The 16554-nt window shown below is 71.2% G+C and carries 11 protein-coding genes and 2 pseudogenes; 6 read left to right on the top strand and 7 right to left on the bottom strand.

Going from position 1 to position 16554, the window contains the following annotated elements; genetic code table 11:
- Nucleotides 1-11: 11 nt before the first annotated feature.
- Nucleotides 12-259 (bottom strand): annotated as a pseudogene (locus tag ACFP2V_RS21715) (hypothetical protein); the annotation flags it as partial.
- A 150-nt stretch (nt 260-409) separates the two neighbouring features.
- A complete protein-coding gene (locus tag ACFP2V_RS21710) occupies nt 410-1888 on the bottom strand; it encodes a glutamate-cysteine ligase family protein (RefSeq protein ID WP_381214923.1) in 1479 nt (492 codons plus the stop codon).
- A 509-nt stretch (nt 1889-2397) separates the two neighbouring features.
- Between ACFP2V_RS21710 and ACFP2V_RS21705 the strand changes: the two are divergent.
- The 3 genes and pseudogenes from ACFP2V_RS21705 to ACFP2V_RS21695 all read left to right on the top strand — a co-directional run.
- Nucleotides 2398-2502: pseudogene (locus ACFP2V_RS21705) on the top strand (MarR family transcriptional regulator); the annotation flags it as partial.
- Nucleotides 2503-2619: 117 nt separating this feature from the next.
- Nucleotides 2620-3291, top strand: a complete 672-nt coding sequence (locus ACFP2V_RS21700) for a response regulator transcription factor (RefSeq protein WP_381214914.1) — start codon at nt 2620-2622, stop codon at nt 3289-3291.
- Between the two features lie 123 nt (nt 3292-3414).
- On the top strand, nt 3415-6789 hold the full coding sequence (locus ACFP2V_RS21695) for a pyruvate carboxylase (protein ID WP_381214911.1): 3375 nt from the start codon (nt 3415-3417) through the stop codon (nt 6787-6789).
- A 44-nt stretch (nt 6790-6833) separates the two neighbouring features.
- Here the strand turns inward: ACFP2V_RS21695 and ACFP2V_RS21690 are convergent, their stop codons facing one another.
- Nucleotides 6834-7598, bottom strand: coding sequence for an alpha/beta fold hydrolase (locus ACFP2V_RS21690; RefSeq protein ID WP_381214908.1), 765 nt, complete (start codon nt 7596-7598; stop codon nt 6834-6836).
- Between the two features lie 170 nt (nt 7599-7768).
- Between ACFP2V_RS21690 and ACFP2V_RS21685 the strand changes: the two genes are divergently transcribed.
- Nucleotides 7769-8437, top strand: a complete 669-nt coding sequence (locus ACFP2V_RS21685) for a maleylpyruvate isomerase family mycothiol-dependent enzyme (protein WP_381214905.1) — start codon at nt 7769-7771, stop codon at nt 8435-8437.
- A 250-nt stretch (nt 8438-8687) separates the two neighbouring features.
- Here ACFP2V_RS21685 and ACFP2V_RS21680 read toward each other — a convergent pair whose 3' ends face one another.
- The gene (locus ACFP2V_RS21680; protein WP_381214902.1) at nt 8688-9185 is read right to left on the bottom strand and encodes a carboxymuconolactone decarboxylase family protein; all 498 of its coding nucleotides are present in this window, start codon (nt 9183-9185) and stop codon (nt 8688-8690) included.
- A 139-nt stretch (nt 9186-9324) separates the two neighbouring features.
- Nucleotides 9325-10962, bottom strand: coding sequence for a PucR family transcriptional regulator (locus ACFP2V_RS21675; protein WP_381214899.1), 1638 nt, complete (start codon nt 10960-10962; stop codon nt 9325-9327).
- Nucleotides 10963-11143: 181 nt separating this feature from the next.
- Here ACFP2V_RS21675 and ACFP2V_RS21670 point away from each other — a divergent pair, with 181 nt between their 5' ends.
- Complete coding sequence (locus tag ACFP2V_RS21670) at nt 11144-12415, top strand: NAD(P)/FAD-dependent oxidoreductase (protein WP_381214896.1); 1272 nt, start codon at nt 11144-11146, stop codon at nt 12413-12415.
- A gap of 31 nt (nt 12416-12446) precedes the next feature.
- Here ACFP2V_RS21670 and ACFP2V_RS21665 read toward each other — a convergent pair whose 3' ends face one another.
- The gene (locus ACFP2V_RS21665; protein WP_381214893.1) at nt 12447-13361 is read right to left on the bottom strand and encodes a YceI family protein; all 915 of its coding nucleotides are present in this window, start codon (nt 13359-13361) and stop codon (nt 12447-12449) included.
- 604 nt (nt 13362-13965) lie between these two features.
- Nucleotides 13966-15459 carry a glucose/sorbosone family PQQ-dependent dehydrogenase gene (locus ACFP2V_RS21660; RefSeq protein WP_381214890.1) on the bottom strand — a complete coding sequence of 498 codons (1494 nt, stop codon included), beginning with the start codon at nt 15457-15459 and terminating at the stop codon, nt 13966-13968.
- Between the two features lie 455 nt (nt 15460-15914).
- On the opposite strand from ACFP2V_RS21660, the gene ACFP2V_RS21655 reads away from it, so the two are divergent.
- Entirely contained in the window at nt 15915-16499 is a 585-nt protein-coding gene (locus ACFP2V_RS21655; protein ID WP_381214887.1) for a TetR/AcrR family transcriptional regulator, read from the top strand.
- Nucleotides 16500-16554 lie beyond the last annotated feature (55 nt).

Here is a 16554-nt window from a genome sequence, read left to right as displayed (position 1 = left end):
GCGCAAATCACTCAAACCGACCTTGCTCCAGCGGCTTGACAAGCATAGGAGCATCCGCGCCTACGCCTGCTCGTACCGACGCCCCTGCGTGCCGCCGGGCGACGGCCCCGGCCTCCGGCCCGGCGCAGCGGCTGCGGGCAGTGCGGGTAGATCTCGTCGGTCTCCAGGAGGAGGGCGAGCGCCGGGCGGCGGCCGTGTCGTCGAAGAACGGCGCGTCCGTCAGGACGCGGGCGTGCCCGTTGACGCGCAGGCCGGGTTTCTGCGTCAGCCTCCGACATGTCCGCCGCGTCGTCCGAGGGTGTGCGCGGGACCGCTTCAGGTACTCCGTCCGCGCCTCGACCGTAACGGCTTTGGGCGGGCACGGGGAGCGGAACAGGGTCCGGCCGGATACCGGACCCGGCGTCCCGCGTCAGTCGACGGGCCAGGTGTGCACCGGGGCGTTGAGGTGCATGTAGTCGATGTACTGCTGCGTCATCCGGCGCAGGGCCTCATGGCGGCCGCAGTGGGCGGTGGCGTCGATGTGATGGAACATCTCCTTCTGCCACACAGCCCCGTTGCGCCCGGTGACGCACCGCTGCTCGATGATGCCGAGCAGCGGCTCCCGCCAGACCTCGTCCATTCCGGAGAGCTCCAGTCCGCGGTGCGCCAACGGCAGCAGCCGCCGCAGCACCAGCTCGGGCACCGGCACCTCGCCCACCCCGGGCCAGTACAGCCGGGCCTCGATGCCGTGCCGTGCCGCGGTGTGCAGGTTCTCCTCGGCGGCCGCGAAGGACATCCGGGACCATACGGGCCGTTCCTCCTCCACCAGGGCGCGCGTGAGTCCGTAGTAGAAGGCGCCGTTGGCCAGCGTGTCGGCGACGGTCGGGCCGGCCGGCAGTACCCGGTTCTCCACCCGCACATGCGGCTTGTCGTACGCGATGGCGTAGACCGGGCGGTTCCAGCGGTAGATGGTGCCGTTGTGCAGGGTCAGCTCGCCCAGCTCGGGGATGTCGCCCCGCGCCAGCGTCTCGGTGGGATCCTGCTCGTCGCACAGCGGGAGCAGCGCAGGGAAGTACCGCAGGTTCTCCTCGAAGAGGTCGAAGACGCTGTTGATCCACCGCTCCCCGAACCACACCCGGGGCCGTACCCCCTGCACTTTGATCTCCTGCGGGCGGGTGTCGGTGGCTTGCTCGAACAGCGGGACGCGGGTCTCGTGCCACAGCTCCTTGCCGAACAGGAACGGCGAGTTGGCCGCCAGGGCGACCTGGACCCCGGCGATCGACTGCGCCGCGTTCCAGTAGTCGGCGAACTGCTCCGGGAACACCTGGAGATGGAACTGCGTGCTGGTGCAGGCGGCCTCGGGAGTGATCGTGTCCGCGTAGGTGCGCAGCCGGTCGACGCCGTCCACCTCGATGTGCAGGTCCTCGCCCCGGGCCGCGAAGATCTGGTCGTTGAGCAGCCGATAGCGCGGGTTCTCCGACAGCGCAGACTCGCCCACGTCCTCCTGCCGCAGCGTCGGCAGGATCCCGGTCGTGATCAGATGCGTACCGACCGACTTCGCGCGCTCCTCGGCGTGGTTCAGCGCGGCACGGATCTCGGACTCCCAGGAGTCGGGGCCGCCCGCCGTCAGCTGCCGCGGCGGAATGTTGATCTCGAGGTTGAACCGGCCCAGCTCCGTGGACCAGGCGGGGTCCGCGATGGCTTCGAGCGCGTCGTTGTTGCGCATCGCCGGCTCCGCCCGGTCATCGACCAGGTTCAGCTCGATCTCCAGCCCGACCTGGGGCCGCTCGGACTCGAACCGTGCCTCCCGCAGCATCTGCGCGAATGTATCGAGGCACTCCTGCATCTTGATCCGGTACCGGCGGCGGTCCTCACGGGTGAACACCAACGCCGGGACATCCCGTCCCATCGGATTTCCTCCCGGCTTCGGTCCCCGGACACCTCTTCCTCCCAGCGTCGCACCACCGGCCGACTCCGACCACGCGGGACATGACCCACCGCGACACCCCGTACCCCGTACCCGTGCGGGGTACGGGGTACGGCAGCGAGCCCTGGAGGTCCCGCGAGCGAGAGGAGGAGCGGTATCGTCGGGGTGCTGGAACAGCGCCAGTGTGCCGAGGCTGGTCATCGTCGCGGTCGTCTCGTGGCCGGCGATCGGCATCGCCACGCCCATGTGGACGGCCTCGGTGTGCGTCATCTCCCCGCTGCGGACCCGGCCGGCCATCTCGGACAGCACGTCCTCGTCCGGATCGGCCGTCTTTCGCGCGAGCAGGTCGTCCAGATAGGCGGCCGGCTCACCACTGACCCTCCGGGCCTCCTCGGGCGCCGCCGCGCCGTCCAGGACCAGGCTGCTGCTGCGCTGGAAGGAGTCGTGGTCCTCGTAGGGCACCCCGAGCAGTGCGGCGATGACCAGCGACGGCACCGGCGGACTGGACGCCCGAGGATCTCCACCTGCTCGCCGCGCTCTTCCACCGGATGGTCGACGACTTCGTCGCCCGGGCCGAGGCCGGCATCGAGCCATGACGCCCACGCCCTGCCCGAACGGTCTCGCCGTGGCCCGGAGCGCCGGCCATCCGCCGGACTGCGTCCTGGGGGAGGAGCCGCCCGTCGCCCCACGGCGACGGGCGGCACGTCCTGGTCGTGGAACAGGACCCCGGAGTGACCGAACTCATTGCCGCAGCAATGGAGTTCGTGGGCTACCGGGTCTGCACGGCGGGCACCGCGGCCGAGGGGACGATGCGGTTCACGGAGCATCGCTTCGACCTCGTGATCCTGGGCGCCACCTTGCCCGACCTGATCGGCTTCACCCGGGGGCGGCGCGTCGCGCCCGCGGACCGGCCGCCGCTGCTGTTCCTGACCACCTGTGACTTCCTCCGCAGCCTGGTGCCCGAGCTCGGCCCGGGCGGGGAGGACTACGTCACCAAGCCGGCACGGATCGCCGAAGTCCTGGCCAGGGCCCAGGTCCTGCTGCGCGGCCTGATCCCCGAACAGCAGGGGATGCACTGCTACGGCGAACCGGTCCTGGACGACGCCACCTGCCAGGTATGGCGCGGGGCCGGACAGCTCGACCTCACCCCCGCCGAGTACCGGCTCCTGAGCCACCTGCCGGCCAACGCCGAACGCGTGCTGTCGAAGGAGCAGATCAGCCGGCAGGTGTGGGGCGAGTACCGCGCCAACTCGGCCATCGAGAAGCTCGTCTCCCGCCTGAGACACAAGGTGGACAAGGAACACCCCGCGCTGATCCGCACCCGCCGGGGCTTCGGCTACTGGCTCGGCCACCCCGGCCGTCAGGACGCCACCCCCGCGCGCTGACGTGTCCCACGTCGCCGAGGCGGCGGCCCCGCACGGCGTGGGACGAGTGGCCCGGCTCACATGGCGCACCGGGCCTGCCACCGACACGATGGTCTTCGTCACCGGCAGGCTGAAGGGATCAACATGTTCCGCAAGGTGCTGGTAGCCAACCGTGGTGAGATCGCGATCAGGGCGTTCCGCGCGAGCTACGAGCTGGGTGCCCGAACGGTCGCGGTCTTCCCCCACGAGGACCGCAATTCGCTCCACCGGCTCAAGGCGGACGAGGCGTACCAGATCGGCCTCCCGGGACATCCGGTGCGTGCCTACCTCTCCGTGGAGGAGATCGTCGACGCGGCACGCCGGGCGGGCGCCGACGCCGTCTACCCGGGCTACGGATTCTTGTCCGAGAATCCCGAACTGGCCCTGGCGTGCGACGAGGCGGGCATCACGTTCGTCGGACCGAACGCCCGGATCCTGGAGCTGACCGGGAACAAGGCGCGCGCCATCGCCGCGGCCCGTGCGGCGGACGTGCCGGTGCTGGGCTCCTCGGAGCCCTCCACCGACGTGGAGGAACTCGTCCGCGCCGCCGACGACATCGGCTTCCCCGTGTTCGTCAAGGCGGTCGCCGGCGGCGGCGGGCGCGGGATGCGCCGGGTCGAGGACCCCGCCCAACTGCGGGAGTCCATCGAGGCGGCCTCGCGGGAGGCCGCATCCGCGTTCGGCGACCCCACGGTCTTTTTGGAGCGGGCCGTCATCGATCCCCGCCACATCGAGGTGCAGATCCTCGCCGACGGCGAGGGCAACGTCATCCACCTGTTCGAGCGCGACTGCTCGGTGCAGCGCCGTCACCAGAAGGTGATCGAACTCGCGCCCGCGCCGAACCTCGATCCGGAGCTGCGGGACCGGATCTGCGCCGACGCCGTGCGCTTCGCCCGCCAGATCGGCTACCGCAACGCCGGAACCGTGGAATTCCTCGTCGACCGCGACGGGAACCACGTCTTCATCGAGATGAACCCCCGCATCCAGGTCGAGCACACGGTGACCGAGGAGGTCACCGATGTGGACCTCGTACAGGCGCAGCTGCGCATCGCCGCCGGTGAGACGCTCGCCGACCTCAAACTGGCCCAGGAGAACATCACCCTGCGCGGCGCCGCACTGCAGTGCCGCATCACCACCGAGGACCCGGCCAACGGCTTCCGCCCCGACACCGGGCAGATCAGCGCCTACCGCTCGCCCGGCGGCTCCGGCATCCGCCTGGACGGCGGAACCACCCACGCCGGTACGGAGATCAGCGCCCACTTCGACTCCATGCTGGTGAAACTGACCTGCCGGGGCCGGGACTTCACCACCGCCGTGGGCCGGGCCCGGCGCGCCGTGGCCGAGTTCCGCATCCGCGGCGTCGCCACCAACATCCCCTTCCTCCAGGCCGTGCTCGACGATCCGGAGTTCCAGGCCGGACGGGTCACCACGTCGTTCATCGAGCAGCGCCCGCACCTGCTCACCGCACGCCACTCGGCCGACCGCGGCACGAAGCTGCTGACGTACCTCGCCGACATCACGGTGAACAAGCCGCACGGCGAGCGCCCCGAACTGATCGACCCGACGACCAAGCTGCCCCGGCCGACAGCGGCCGAGCCGGCGGCCGGGTCCCGGCAGTTGCTCGCGGAACTCGGTCCCGAGGGATTCGCGAGCCGGCTGCGCGCCTCACCCACCGTCGGCGTCACCGACACCACCTTCCGCGACGCCCACCAGTCGCTGCTCGCCACCCGGGTCCGTACCAAGGACCTGCTCGCCGTCGCCCCCGTGGTGGCGCGCACCCTGCCCGAGCTGCTCTCCCTGGAGTGCTGGGGCGGCGCCACCTACGACGTCGCCCTGCGCTTCCTCGCCGAGGACCCGTGGGAACGCCTGGCCGCCCTGCGCGAAGCCGTACCGAACATCTGCCTGCAGATGCTGCTGCGCGGCCGCAACACCGTGGGCTACACGCCCTATCCGACCGAGGTGACTGACGCCTTCGTCCAGGAGGCGGCGGCCACCGGCATCGACGTCTTCCGCATCTTCGACGCGCTGAACGACGTGGGCCAGATGCGGCCCGCCATCGACGCCGTACGGGAGACCGGGACGGCCGTCGCGGAGGTCGCCCTGTGCTACACCTCCGACCTGTCCGATCCGTCCGAGCGGCTCTACACCCTGGACTACTACCTGCGCCTGGCCGAGCAGATCGTGGCCGCGGGCGCGCACGTCCTGGCCGTCAAGGACATGGCGGGCCTGCTGAGGGCACCCGCGGCGGCGACCCTGGTGTCCGCCCTGCGCCGGGAGTTCGACCTGCCGGTCCACCTGCACACCCACGACACCTCCGGCGGGCAGCTCGCCACCTACCTCGCCGCCATCCAGGCCGGAGCGGACGCCGTCGACGGGGCGGTGGCGTCCATGGCGGGCACCACCTCGCAACCCAGCCTGTCGGCGATCGTCGCGGCGACCGACCACTCGGACCGGCCCACCGGCCTCGACCTCCAGGCCGTCGGCGACCTGGAGCCGTACTGGGAGAGCGTCCGCAAGGTCTATGCCCCCTTCGAAGCGGGCCTGGCCTCACCCACCGGCCGCGTCTACCACCACGAGATCCCCGGCGGACAGCTCTCCAACCTGCGCACCCAGGCCATCGCCCTCGGCCTGGGCGACCGCTTCGAGGACATCGAGGCGATGTACGCCGCCGCCGACCGGATCCTCGGCCGCCTCGTCAAGGTGACCCCCTCGTCGAAGGTGGTCGGCGACCTGGCCCTGCACCTGGTGGGCGCCGGGGTGTCCCCGCAGGACTTCGAGCAGGACCCGGACCGGTTCGACATCCCCGACTCCGTCATCGGCTTCCTGCACGGTGAACTCGGAACCCCGCCCGGCGGCTGGCCCGAGCCGTTCCGGACCAAGGCACTGCGCGGCCGTGCCGAGGCCAAGCCCGTGCAGGAACTGACCGCGGACGACCGCACCGGGCTGGCGAAGGACCGCCGGGCCACGCTCAACCGGCTGCTGTTCGCCGGTCCGGCCCGCGAGTTCGAGACGCACCGGCAGACCTTCGGCGACACCAGCGTCCTGGACAGCAAGGACTTCTTCTACGGACTGCGCCCCGGCACCGAGTACACCGTCGACCTCGACCCCGGGGTGCGGCTGCTCATCGAACTCCAGGCCGTGGGCGACGCCGACGAGCGCGGCATGCGCACCGTGATGTCCACCCTGAACGGTCAGATGCGGCCGATCCAGGTCCGCGACCGGGCCGCCGCCTCCGACGTCCCGGTCACCGAGAAGGCCGACCGCAGCGACCCCGGCCATGTCGCGGCGCCGTTCGCCGGAGTGGTGACCCTCACGGTCGCCGAGGGCGACGAGGTGGCGGCCGGTGCCACGGTGGCCACCATCGAGGCGATGAAGATGGAGGCTGCGATCACCGCCCCGAAGTCCGGCACGGTGAGCCGGCTGGCCATCAACCGCATCCAGCAGGTGGAGGGCGGCGACCTCCTCGTGGAACTCGCCTGAACCGGCCGCTGCCCGCCGCCCGTCCCCGCTTCCGCCGCTGGTGCTCACCCGAGGAACTCGTCCAGTAGCGGCAGGAGCAGGGACGTCCGCCGCATCAGGGCCATGTGCGTGGTGGCGGGCAGCACGGCCAGCCGCGACCGTGGAATCAGCCGCTGCATCTCGGCGGCGTGCTCGACCCGTACGAAGTCGGTGTCGCCGATGACCAGCAGCGTGGGAGCCGTCAGCCCGCGCAGGTCGTCGGCGGTCCAGGGCAGCGGGGCGCGCGCCACCGCGGAGCACTTGGCGAGGAGATCCTCGAAGCGCTCGGGATGCGGCGCGCTCGCCGTGTACGCGTCGGCCATCTCGTGGAAGTCCGCCTCGCCGGGCAGCCGCGGTGAGCCGTGGTCGGGGGTGCGGACCTCCTCATGGACCCCGTCCTGCGTGTACTGGGCGGCGGAGAGCACGAGCCGCCCCACCCGACCGGGATGCCTGACCGCGATCTCGAGGGCGACCAGCCCGCCGAGGCTGTATCCGAGGAAATCGGCCTGCTCGACACCGATTGCGTCGAGCAGCGCCACCACGTCGGAAGCCAGATCCGGCACAGTCAAGGCGCGGTCGGTGTCGGCGGTGTGGCCGTGCCCCTGCAACTCGGGAGCGATCACCAGCCGGTCCGCGGACAGGGCGGGCAGCACGGCACCGAAGGACAGTCCGATCGTGAGGACCCCGCCGTGCAGCAGCACCAGCGGGAGCCGGGGTCCCCGGCCGGCGCCGTGGACCTCGTAGTACATCTCGAGACCGTTGACCTTGGCGTAGGCGGAACTGTTCGGCACGGTCGTCACATCCCTCCGGGGAGCGTCGTCGTACACCAGGGGGACCGGCCCGGCCGCCGGAACTCATCGGCGACCGGTGACTTCGCCCCGGAGCGGGAGTCTCCTTCACCGAACCGAGAGACACGCCGCCACGCCCGAGCCGTACGTCCCATGACAGGAGACCCGCCCGCATGCCTCATCCTGAACCGACGACAGGCCGCCGCATCCGCAGGACGGCCATCTGGCCCCCGGTCCACGCGGAGCGTGCGGCGCTGGCGGCCGATCTCGCCGACCTGACCGACGAGCGGTGGGCCACGCCGTCGCTGTGCACAGGCCTGAGCGTGCGCGAGGTGCTGGCGCACCTCACCGCGGCCGCGAGCCTCAACGGCCCGCGCTGGCTGGCCGGGGTGATCCGCTGCCGGTTCGACTTCGACCAGCAGGTGGCCATGCGGCTGGCCGAGCAGATGGGCGCGGCCGGGGCCGAGACCCTGGAGCTGTTCCGGCGTGCCGTCCCGAGCACGACCAAGCCTCCCTTGCCCGTCATCGCCATGCTGGGCGAGACGATCGTGCACGGAGAGGACATCCGGCGTCCCCTGGGCATCCGCCGTGACCACCCGACCGATGTCGTCACACGGGTCGCCGAGTACTACCGGAGCACGGACCAGGTCGTCGTGGCCAAGAGTCGGATCGGCGGCCTGGGACTCGTCGCCGACGACGGCCCCTTCACCACCGGCTCCGGACCCCTGGTGACCGGCCCCACCCTGGCCCTGGTGATGGCCATGACGGGACGCGCGGTGTACTGCGACGACCTCGCGGGCCCCGGCGTGGAACTGCTCCGCCGCCGCTGCCGCCCGGCGTGACCGTGCCGCCCGGCCGCGCGACGCGTCCTGCACGTCGAGCGCGTGTCGTGGACGGCAGGCGCGGCGCCTCAGCGACGCGACAGAACGAAGGCCCGGGCCCGGACCCGGCCGAGCACTTCCCCGGACCCGGCCGAGCACTTCCCCGGGGCCGGCCCCGCCCCGCCGAGGTGGTGCATCCACGGCGGTGCATCCACGGCGGGCTGCGGGCCCCGGGACGCTGTGGGGCCATGGCGCAGGCTCACGGGGGCGTTCAGCCGGCCGGTACCACGGCACGGCTGCGCACCGGGTGCTTGCTCAGGACCGAGACCCGGTTGAAGGCGTTCATGGTGATCGCCACCCAGATCACGGCGGAGATCTCGTCCTCCGACAGTACGGAGCGGGCGATGCCGTAGGCGGTGGTCTGCGCGTCAGCGTCCGTGGGAAGCGTGGTCGCCTCGGCCAGCGCCAGTGCGGCACGCTCGCGAGGATCGAACAGTTCGGTGTCGCGCCAGGCGGGCAGTACCCCCAGACGCTGCGTGGTCTCACCGGCGCGCAGCGCCCTCGTGGTGTGCAGGCCGAGGCAGAACGCGCACGCGTTGAGCTGGGAGACCCGGATGTTGATCAGCTCGACGAGGATGCGGTCCAGCCCGGCGTCGGCCGCGACCTTGCGCACCGCCTCGGCTGTGGCCGACAGCGCCCGATAGGCGTCCGGGCTCTGCTGGTCGACGAAGACCCGCCTGTCGGTGGTCTCCGCTGCCGACTCGGTCACGTGAACTCCCTCAACGCGCGATCTCTGACCCCTTGTCCTATCATCAATGACTCATTTTTGGTGAATGTACGTTCAATGGTCGGCCGGGCCGGGCCGCGAGCGGTCACGGACGGAGTGGCGGCGGGAGAGGACCGGGCGCCTAGCCCTGGGTCGGCGACGTGCCCATCGCCGTGAGCTGCAGCCGCAGAGCCAGCCGTACGCGGGGAGAGGACAGGTCCACCGGAGCCACCTCCTCGAGCTTGCGCAGCCGGTAGCGCAGCGTGTTGGGGTGGATCCGCAGCAGCCGCGCGGCGCTCTGCGGGTCACCGAAGTGGTCCAGCCAGGCCGCGAGCGTCGCGCGGTAGGGCGTGCCGTGCTCCTCGTCGTGTGCGCGCAGCACGGCGAGCGGCCCGCCGAGCAGGCCCGTGTCGATCCCGACGGCCGCCGTGGCACGCTCCACGACAACGGCGTCCCAGGCGTCCTCCATCAGGACGATCCCCGTCCTGCCGTGGAGCGGGAGCCGGCCCGCGGCGATCAGCCGGTGGAGCTCGCCGGCCTCCGCGGTGGAACGGGGCAACTGGTCGGGGGAGCGGGCAGGGCAGCCCGCGACGGCATACAGGCCCGCATCGCGCGCGTGGACCTCACCGAGCACATGCCGGAGCCAGTCGAGGGTGCCCGCACCGGCATCGGCCATACCGCCGGCCGTGACCGGTCGTCTGCCGCGCGGCCGCTCGGTGACCAGGCCGAACAGCAACCCGTCGATGTCGGTCAGCAAAGGCTCGTGCCAGCCGAAGCGGCGCGCGACGGACTCCCACAGATCCAGCTGCCTGCGTACGTCGTCGGTCCCGTAGGGCGACCCGAAGGCCACCACCCGCCAGGGACCCGCCGGTAGCGCAGGCACCGCGTCAGGTCCGGGAAGCGCGCCCGGACCTGGCGCGGCTCCCTCGCGCAGGGTCACCCGCAGCCGGCCGGTCGACACCCGCCGTGCGATACCCGCCTCGGCGCGCAGCCGCAGCAGATGCAGGGCGAGGACCGAGGCCACGTCGCGCAGCTCCCGGATGCGCTCCTCCGGGACCGGAGGGCCGACCACCGCCCAGATCGAGCCGAGCCACTCGCCGCCGGCCCGCACCGGGATGATCAGCCGGGGCAGCGTCCCGTCGGGGCCCGCCGGGGTCCAGATCGGATCACTGGAGCGGGCGAGCCTGCGAAAGACGCCGCCGGCCCGGAAATGGGTGAGGGTCTCCGGCGGGACGCGCCGTCCCACGATGGTGGAGACCCTGGCCGGATCGGTCGTGTCCTGCCGCGCGGAGTACGCGAGCACCCGGGACTGCGCGTCCTCCACCGTCACGGGCGCGTCGATGATCTCGGCCGCCGCGTCGGCCAGCGCGAACAGGTCGACGTGCGGTCCGGGCGTACCGAGGCGACTGGTGTCGGGCGCGGCGGCCCGGTCGATGACACCTCGCAGCAGCCAGACGACATGCGCCCATGAGGTGTGCGGCTGCAGTTCGACCAGGGCGGGACCCGCCAGCTCGCGGGTGGCGCGGGCCACCTGGGGATCGCCGGCGAAGGGGCTCTTGAGGACGACGCCCCCGGCCGCCGCCCGTGCGGCCCGCTCCAGCAGGGCGAGCGCCCCCGCCCGGTCGGTCACGCCCACCCCCAGGACGAGTTCCCCCGGCTGTCCCACGGCATCGCCGGGCTCGGCCAGGGCGACATCGTGCACTTCGGCGTCCTTGGCCGCCACGACCGTACGGAGGAACCCGGCGCCCAGGGAGTCCACGAGATCGGTGACCGTGATCATCACAGGCACCCCGCGGTGGGAGAGGAACAGCTCACGCGCATGGTCATGCCCCCATTGTGGCCCAGGTGCACAGTGCCCGGCGCACCATGGATCCGGCTGCCATTGGCCGTACAGCACAAAGACAACCGGACGGGCCGGGCCCACCATCGAAGACATCACCGCCTTGGAGAAGAGGTTTCGCATGGCACGCCCGCCCTCGCCCGCCGCACACTCCGGCCCCCGCTCCGTCGCCGTCGTCGGCGCCGGCATGGTCGGACTGTCCACCGCCTGGTTCCTGCAGGAGCGAGGAGTCGACGTCACCGTGTACGACCGCGCGGGGGTGGCCGCCGGGTCGTCCTGGGGCAACGCCGGGTGGCTCACCCCCGGACTGGCGACACCGTTGCCCGAGCCCGCGGTCCTCGGCTACGGCCTGCGGGCGGTGCTCAGCCCGTCCTCCCCGGTCTACGTCCCGCCCAGCGCGAACCCCGGCCTGCTCAGGTTCCTGGCCGGATTCGCCCGGAACAGCACCGCGACACGGTGGCTGCGTGCGATGCGCGCGCTCGTCCCCATCAACGGCCTGTCGCTGGCCTCCTTCGACCTGCTGGCCGAAGGAGGCGTCGAGGCGCGCACCCTCGACGCCAAGTCCTTCCTCGCGGCCTACCGCACGGCCGGGGAGCGCCGGGTTCTGCTGGAGGAACTCGAACAGATCCACGCCGCCGGCCAGAGCATGGAGTTCGACGTCCTCGACGGAGACGAGGCCCGGGGGATCGAGCCGTCCCTCTCGGACGAGATCGGCGCGGCGATCCGGCTGCACGGTCAGCGCTACATCGACCCGGGACACTTCGTGCACTCCCTGGCCGACGCGGTCCGTGCCCGGGGCGGGGCGATCCGGGAGAGCACGGAGGTCACCGATGTACGGGACGCGGCCACCGGTGTCACCGTCCTGACCGGCGACGGCCAGAGCCGGCGCTTCGACGCGGTGGTCCTGGCCACCGGAGCCTGGCTCGGCCGGCACGCCAGGAAGTTCGGGGTCCGCTCCCTCGTGCAGGCCGGCCGGGGGTACAGCTTCAGTGTCCCGGTCGAGCACGTGCCGTCCGGACCGGTCTACTTCCCCGGACAGCGCGTCGCCTGCACGCCGCTCGGCGACCGGCTGCGCGTCGCCGGAATGATGGAGTTCCGCAAGCCGGAAGCGCCCCTGGACGCCCGCCGGATCAACGCCATCGCCGAGGCGGCCCGCCCGCTGCTGCGCGGGGCCGACCTGGACGCCCGCAAGGACGAGTGGGTCGGCTCACGCCCGTGCACGACCGACGGACTTCCCCTGATCGGCCGCACCCGCTCACCCCGGGTCTTCGCCGCGGGCGGACACGGCATGTGGGGCATCACCCTCGGCCCGGCCACCGGACTGCTGCTCGCCGAGACGGTCGTCACCGGCGAACGCCCCGCGCAGCTCACGCCGTTCGACCCGTTGCGCTGACCGGCCGCGGCCCGGCGCGAGGGCGACGTCTCTACTGGGGCGGTGTCGGTGTGTCGTGGGTCCGGTACATGGCCTGGACGTCGAGCTCCAGCTGGACGGTGGGCCCGACCACGGCGATGCCGCGGGCGAGCATCGAGCGCCAGTTGAGGGTGAAGTCCTCGCGGTGCAGTTCGGCCTTCGCGAGGGCGGCGCAGCGCAGTTCCTGCTCGTAGCCGCCGTTCACGGTGCCGAGGTACTCGGTGTCGAGGCCCACGGAGCGGCTGGTGCCGTGCATGGTGAGGGTGCCGTGCACGGTCCACTTGGAGCCGCCGCGGTAGGCGAACCGGGTACTGGTGAAGTCGATGTACGGGTAATGCTCGACGTCGAGGAAGTCCGCGGACCGCAGATGGTTGTCGCGCGTCTGGTTACCCGTGGTGATGCTGGACGCGTCGATGCGCACCGAGACCTGGGAGTCGGCCATGTTCTGCGCGACACGGATGCCGCCCTCGAACCGCGTGAAGCGGCCGTGCACATGGGCCATGCCCACGTGCCTGGCGATGAACCGGATCGCGGTGTGCGGCGGGTCGAACAGCCAGGTGCCGGACGGCGGGAGCTCCAGCTGACGCGCGGGCTCGAGCACGACGCGCTGCGGAGGGAGCACCACGCCGGCGGCTATCTCGACGCGCTCACGGACCGGTGCCAGGCTCTCCGACACCGTCATCACGCTGTAGGTGCCCGGGGGCAGGGCCGCCATGAAGTAGCCGTACGGGTCGGTGGTGCCGCGGACCGTGACCCGGTGGCTCCTCAGCCCGGTCACCGTGACCTCGGCTCCGCCCAGCGGCTGCGCCAGCCCGTCGACGACCTCGCAGCCGAACACCCCCGCGCCGTCCGGCAGAGGGACCGAGAGGGTCGGCGCGGCGCCGGGGGCGTTGGGGGAGCGCCTGCGTCGCAGCAGTCCGAGGACCATGGTGTTCACCTTTCTTCACACGTGTCGCCGTCAAGCGACCCGCACAGCACGCCACGTTCGCAGCTGCCAAGAGGCCCGGGAAACGGGGCGTCGGTACGCGGGGGAGGCCGGTGACGATCCTAAAGCCGACGAAAGAGCTGATCCGCTGCTCCGGGTACCCGCACGAGCGCCGGACCGTGCCGCACGAGTCACCGCATGTGCCCTGATATATGAGTTGATGGTCCGGTTTGATGGGGCCGTACTTTGCGGTAACGCTCCGGCAAACGGCGTGGGGCTTATCGCAATGTTCATGCGTCACCCGCGGTATCGGCGCACATCGTGCACGACGTCCGCACAGGCCACCGGCGCGCGCCGGACCGATGAGAACTCGCGCACCGCACCGTTCGGGGCGTGCGGCTGAGCAGACCCACTCCCGCCCAGCCCGGAGGAACGGTGCGAGTCAGCAGTCCTGCGCGGCTGTTCGACCCGTACGAGTACGCCCGTACGGGTATGGCGGAGAAGTCCTCGCCCCTGGGTTCCGGACCCGTGCGAGGCACCGGCCGGGCGGGGCGAGGACGACTTCGTGTGCTCCTCGTGTGCTGGAGCAGGACCGGAGCGTGGCGGGTCAGCGCTCCCAGCGGTATTCGATGATCGCGCCCGGGTTCGCCAGGGGTTCGGTCGACGGGGCGCCCCGGATGTCACGGACGGGGCCCGCGGAGTCGGTCGCGACGAAGAGGGACCTGCCGTCGGCGCTGAACGCCGTGTCGCGGAAGCGGTTCTCCTCGGCGAAGAGCTTGGTGACCTTGCTGACGCCCTGGCCGTTCTCGGTGAGGTCGACACGGTAGACGGTGCCGTCCTTGAGAGTGGTCATCACCAGGGAGTCGTCCCAGCCGGGGAGGCCCTCTCCGGTGGACCCGGCGGACTTCCTGGATGTCCCGTAGTGCTCGAAGCTGGAGGGCGCGATGGTGGGCCAGCACACCGACCACATCTCGCCCTGGGCGCACTTGGGGTTCTGGAAGTCGAAGTCCGAGTTCACGGTGCCGAAGGTGTGGATCGGCTGCACGAAGGGCTCGGTGAAGTCGGTCTCCTGCAGCACCGGGACCGTTTCGGGGATCTTGAAGTTGCTGAAGGTCAGCTCGTCGCAGGGGGTCGGCCAGGAGGCGGACCAGTTGGCGTAGACGTAGGCCTTGTCGTCGCGGTAGCCCGCGACGTTCGGCCAGCCGTAGTTGCCGCCCGACTGCAGGATGTTGATCTCGTCGTCGGTCTTCGGGCCCTGCTCGTTCTGATAGAGCGTGCCGTCGGGACCGAAGGCCAGGCCCTGCGCGTTGCGGTGCCCGTAGGTGTAGACGTGGCTGCGCACGCCGTCGAGGACCGGGTTGTCCGAGGGGATGGAGCCGTCGGTGTTCAGCCGCAGGGTCTTGCCCTGGTAGGCGATCCAGTCCAGGCCCTCGACCTCGTGGGCGGTGGGCAGCCGCATGGCGTAGCTGGGCCTGCAGGTGTTGCCGAACTGGTTCACGCCCTGGTCGCCGATGGTGTAGTACAGCTTGCCGTCCGGGCCCAGGCGCAGCCGCGCCGACTGGTGGTCGTTGCCGGACGGCATGCCGGCGATGACGGCCTTCGGGCTGTGCAGCCGCTGTTTGCCGGCGTCGTAGGTGTAGCGCTCGATCTTCGTGCGGGCCTGGACGGCCGGGGTCGGGTCGATGTCGTAGCTGTAGGCGATGTACGCGTACAGCGCGCCGGACTTGTGCTCCTCCAGGGTGAGGCCGAGTACGCCGTCCTGCCCGTCCTCGCTGTGGACGGCCTTCGGCAGGCTGAGGAGTGTGGTCTTGGCGCCGGACTTCGGGTCGACCCTGGTGACCTTCTTGCCGCTCTTCTCGGTGGCCCACAGAGAGTTGTCGGGAGCCCGCACGATCTCGTAGGGATCGTTCAGCCCGGTGGCCACGACCCGCTTGGTGAACGTGCCCGCCGAGGGCGGGGCGGTGGTGTGGGCCGGAGGGGCCGCGGCGTCCGTGTTCCCGTTGGTGGAGGGATCTCCGCCCGTGACAGCGGCGCCGGACAGCGATACGCCGAGGGCCAGGACGAGCGCAGTTGTCACCGGCCCGCGCGGTATGTGGTCCATGTGGTTCCTTCCGGTGAATTGCCCCCCGCATTCGAAGCATTGCTCTCCGCTTATGTTTCAGCGCTCTGAGTACTGTTTCGTTGTGCCGTTCGGGTGAAGGGGAGGCTGTGGCCGGGAGGCGGACCAGCCTGAACGCCGCCCCGGGCGGCGGCGGACTGGGCAGTTTCAAATACCCCTGACGGAAAATGAGTTGGGGCATCCTCGTCTGCCGACGGGCGGCCCACCGTTCCCTGGTCCGCTGTACGGTGCGACCGGTCGGGGCCGCCGCGATCAGGCGCCCACTGCACCCGACCGGCGTAGCGTCGTGGAGTGCCCCCACCTCGCGGTTCACCCGAATGGCTACACTTCACCGGCAGTGCCGTACCCCCCCGTCGGCGGGTGGGCCGGGTGCTGTTCCCGGCCACACGCCGGGTGTCTCGATCCGTCAGCTTCTTCCTGTGAGCCGGGTACTCCGCATGGCAACCAACCGCACGGCCAAGAGCATCGCCACGCGTCAGCGTTTCGTCGACGAGGCTCTGCTTCTCTTCAAGGAGCGGGGCTACGAGAGCACGTCCATGGCCCAGATCGCGGCCGCGGCCGGCAGCAGCCGGGCCAACCTGTACCTGTACTTCAACAGCAAGTCCCAGATCATCAGGGCCCGCATGACCGAGATCGAGGCCGAGGTCGCCGAGCTCTACGAAGCGCTGGACGGGATGCCGAGGCACACCTCAGAGGCCCTGCGGGAGTGGCTGGGGACCGCCCGCGGGATGTGGCTGCGCTACGCCACGGAGTTCGAGGCCGTCAACCAGGCCATGGCCATCGACCAGGACGTGCTCGAGGAGTGGCTGGGCCTGATCCGACGCGTCTCGTCGGCCCACGCGGCGCTCCACCTCGACGGCGGGACGGAGGACGAGCGGACGGAACGCGAAGTGCACATGGCCACGCTCATGATGAGTCTGGAGCGCAACTTCTACTTCCTGTACCTCCGCGGCCACAAGGAGCGGGAGGAACTGATCCTCACCTCACTGGCCCGGCAATGGGCCCAGCTGTTCGACGACTGAGACGACCGACCGGGCCGGGGCCGCCGACACCACTCGGCGGGAAACCCGGAACACG

The organism is Streptomyces incanus, assembly GCF_042656345.1.
GTDB classification, from domain to species: Bacteria; Actinomycetota; Actinomycetes; order Streptomycetales; family Streptomycetaceae; genus Streptomyces; species Streptomyces incanus.
This window is presented reverse-complemented; position numbering and strand designations above follow the sequence as displayed.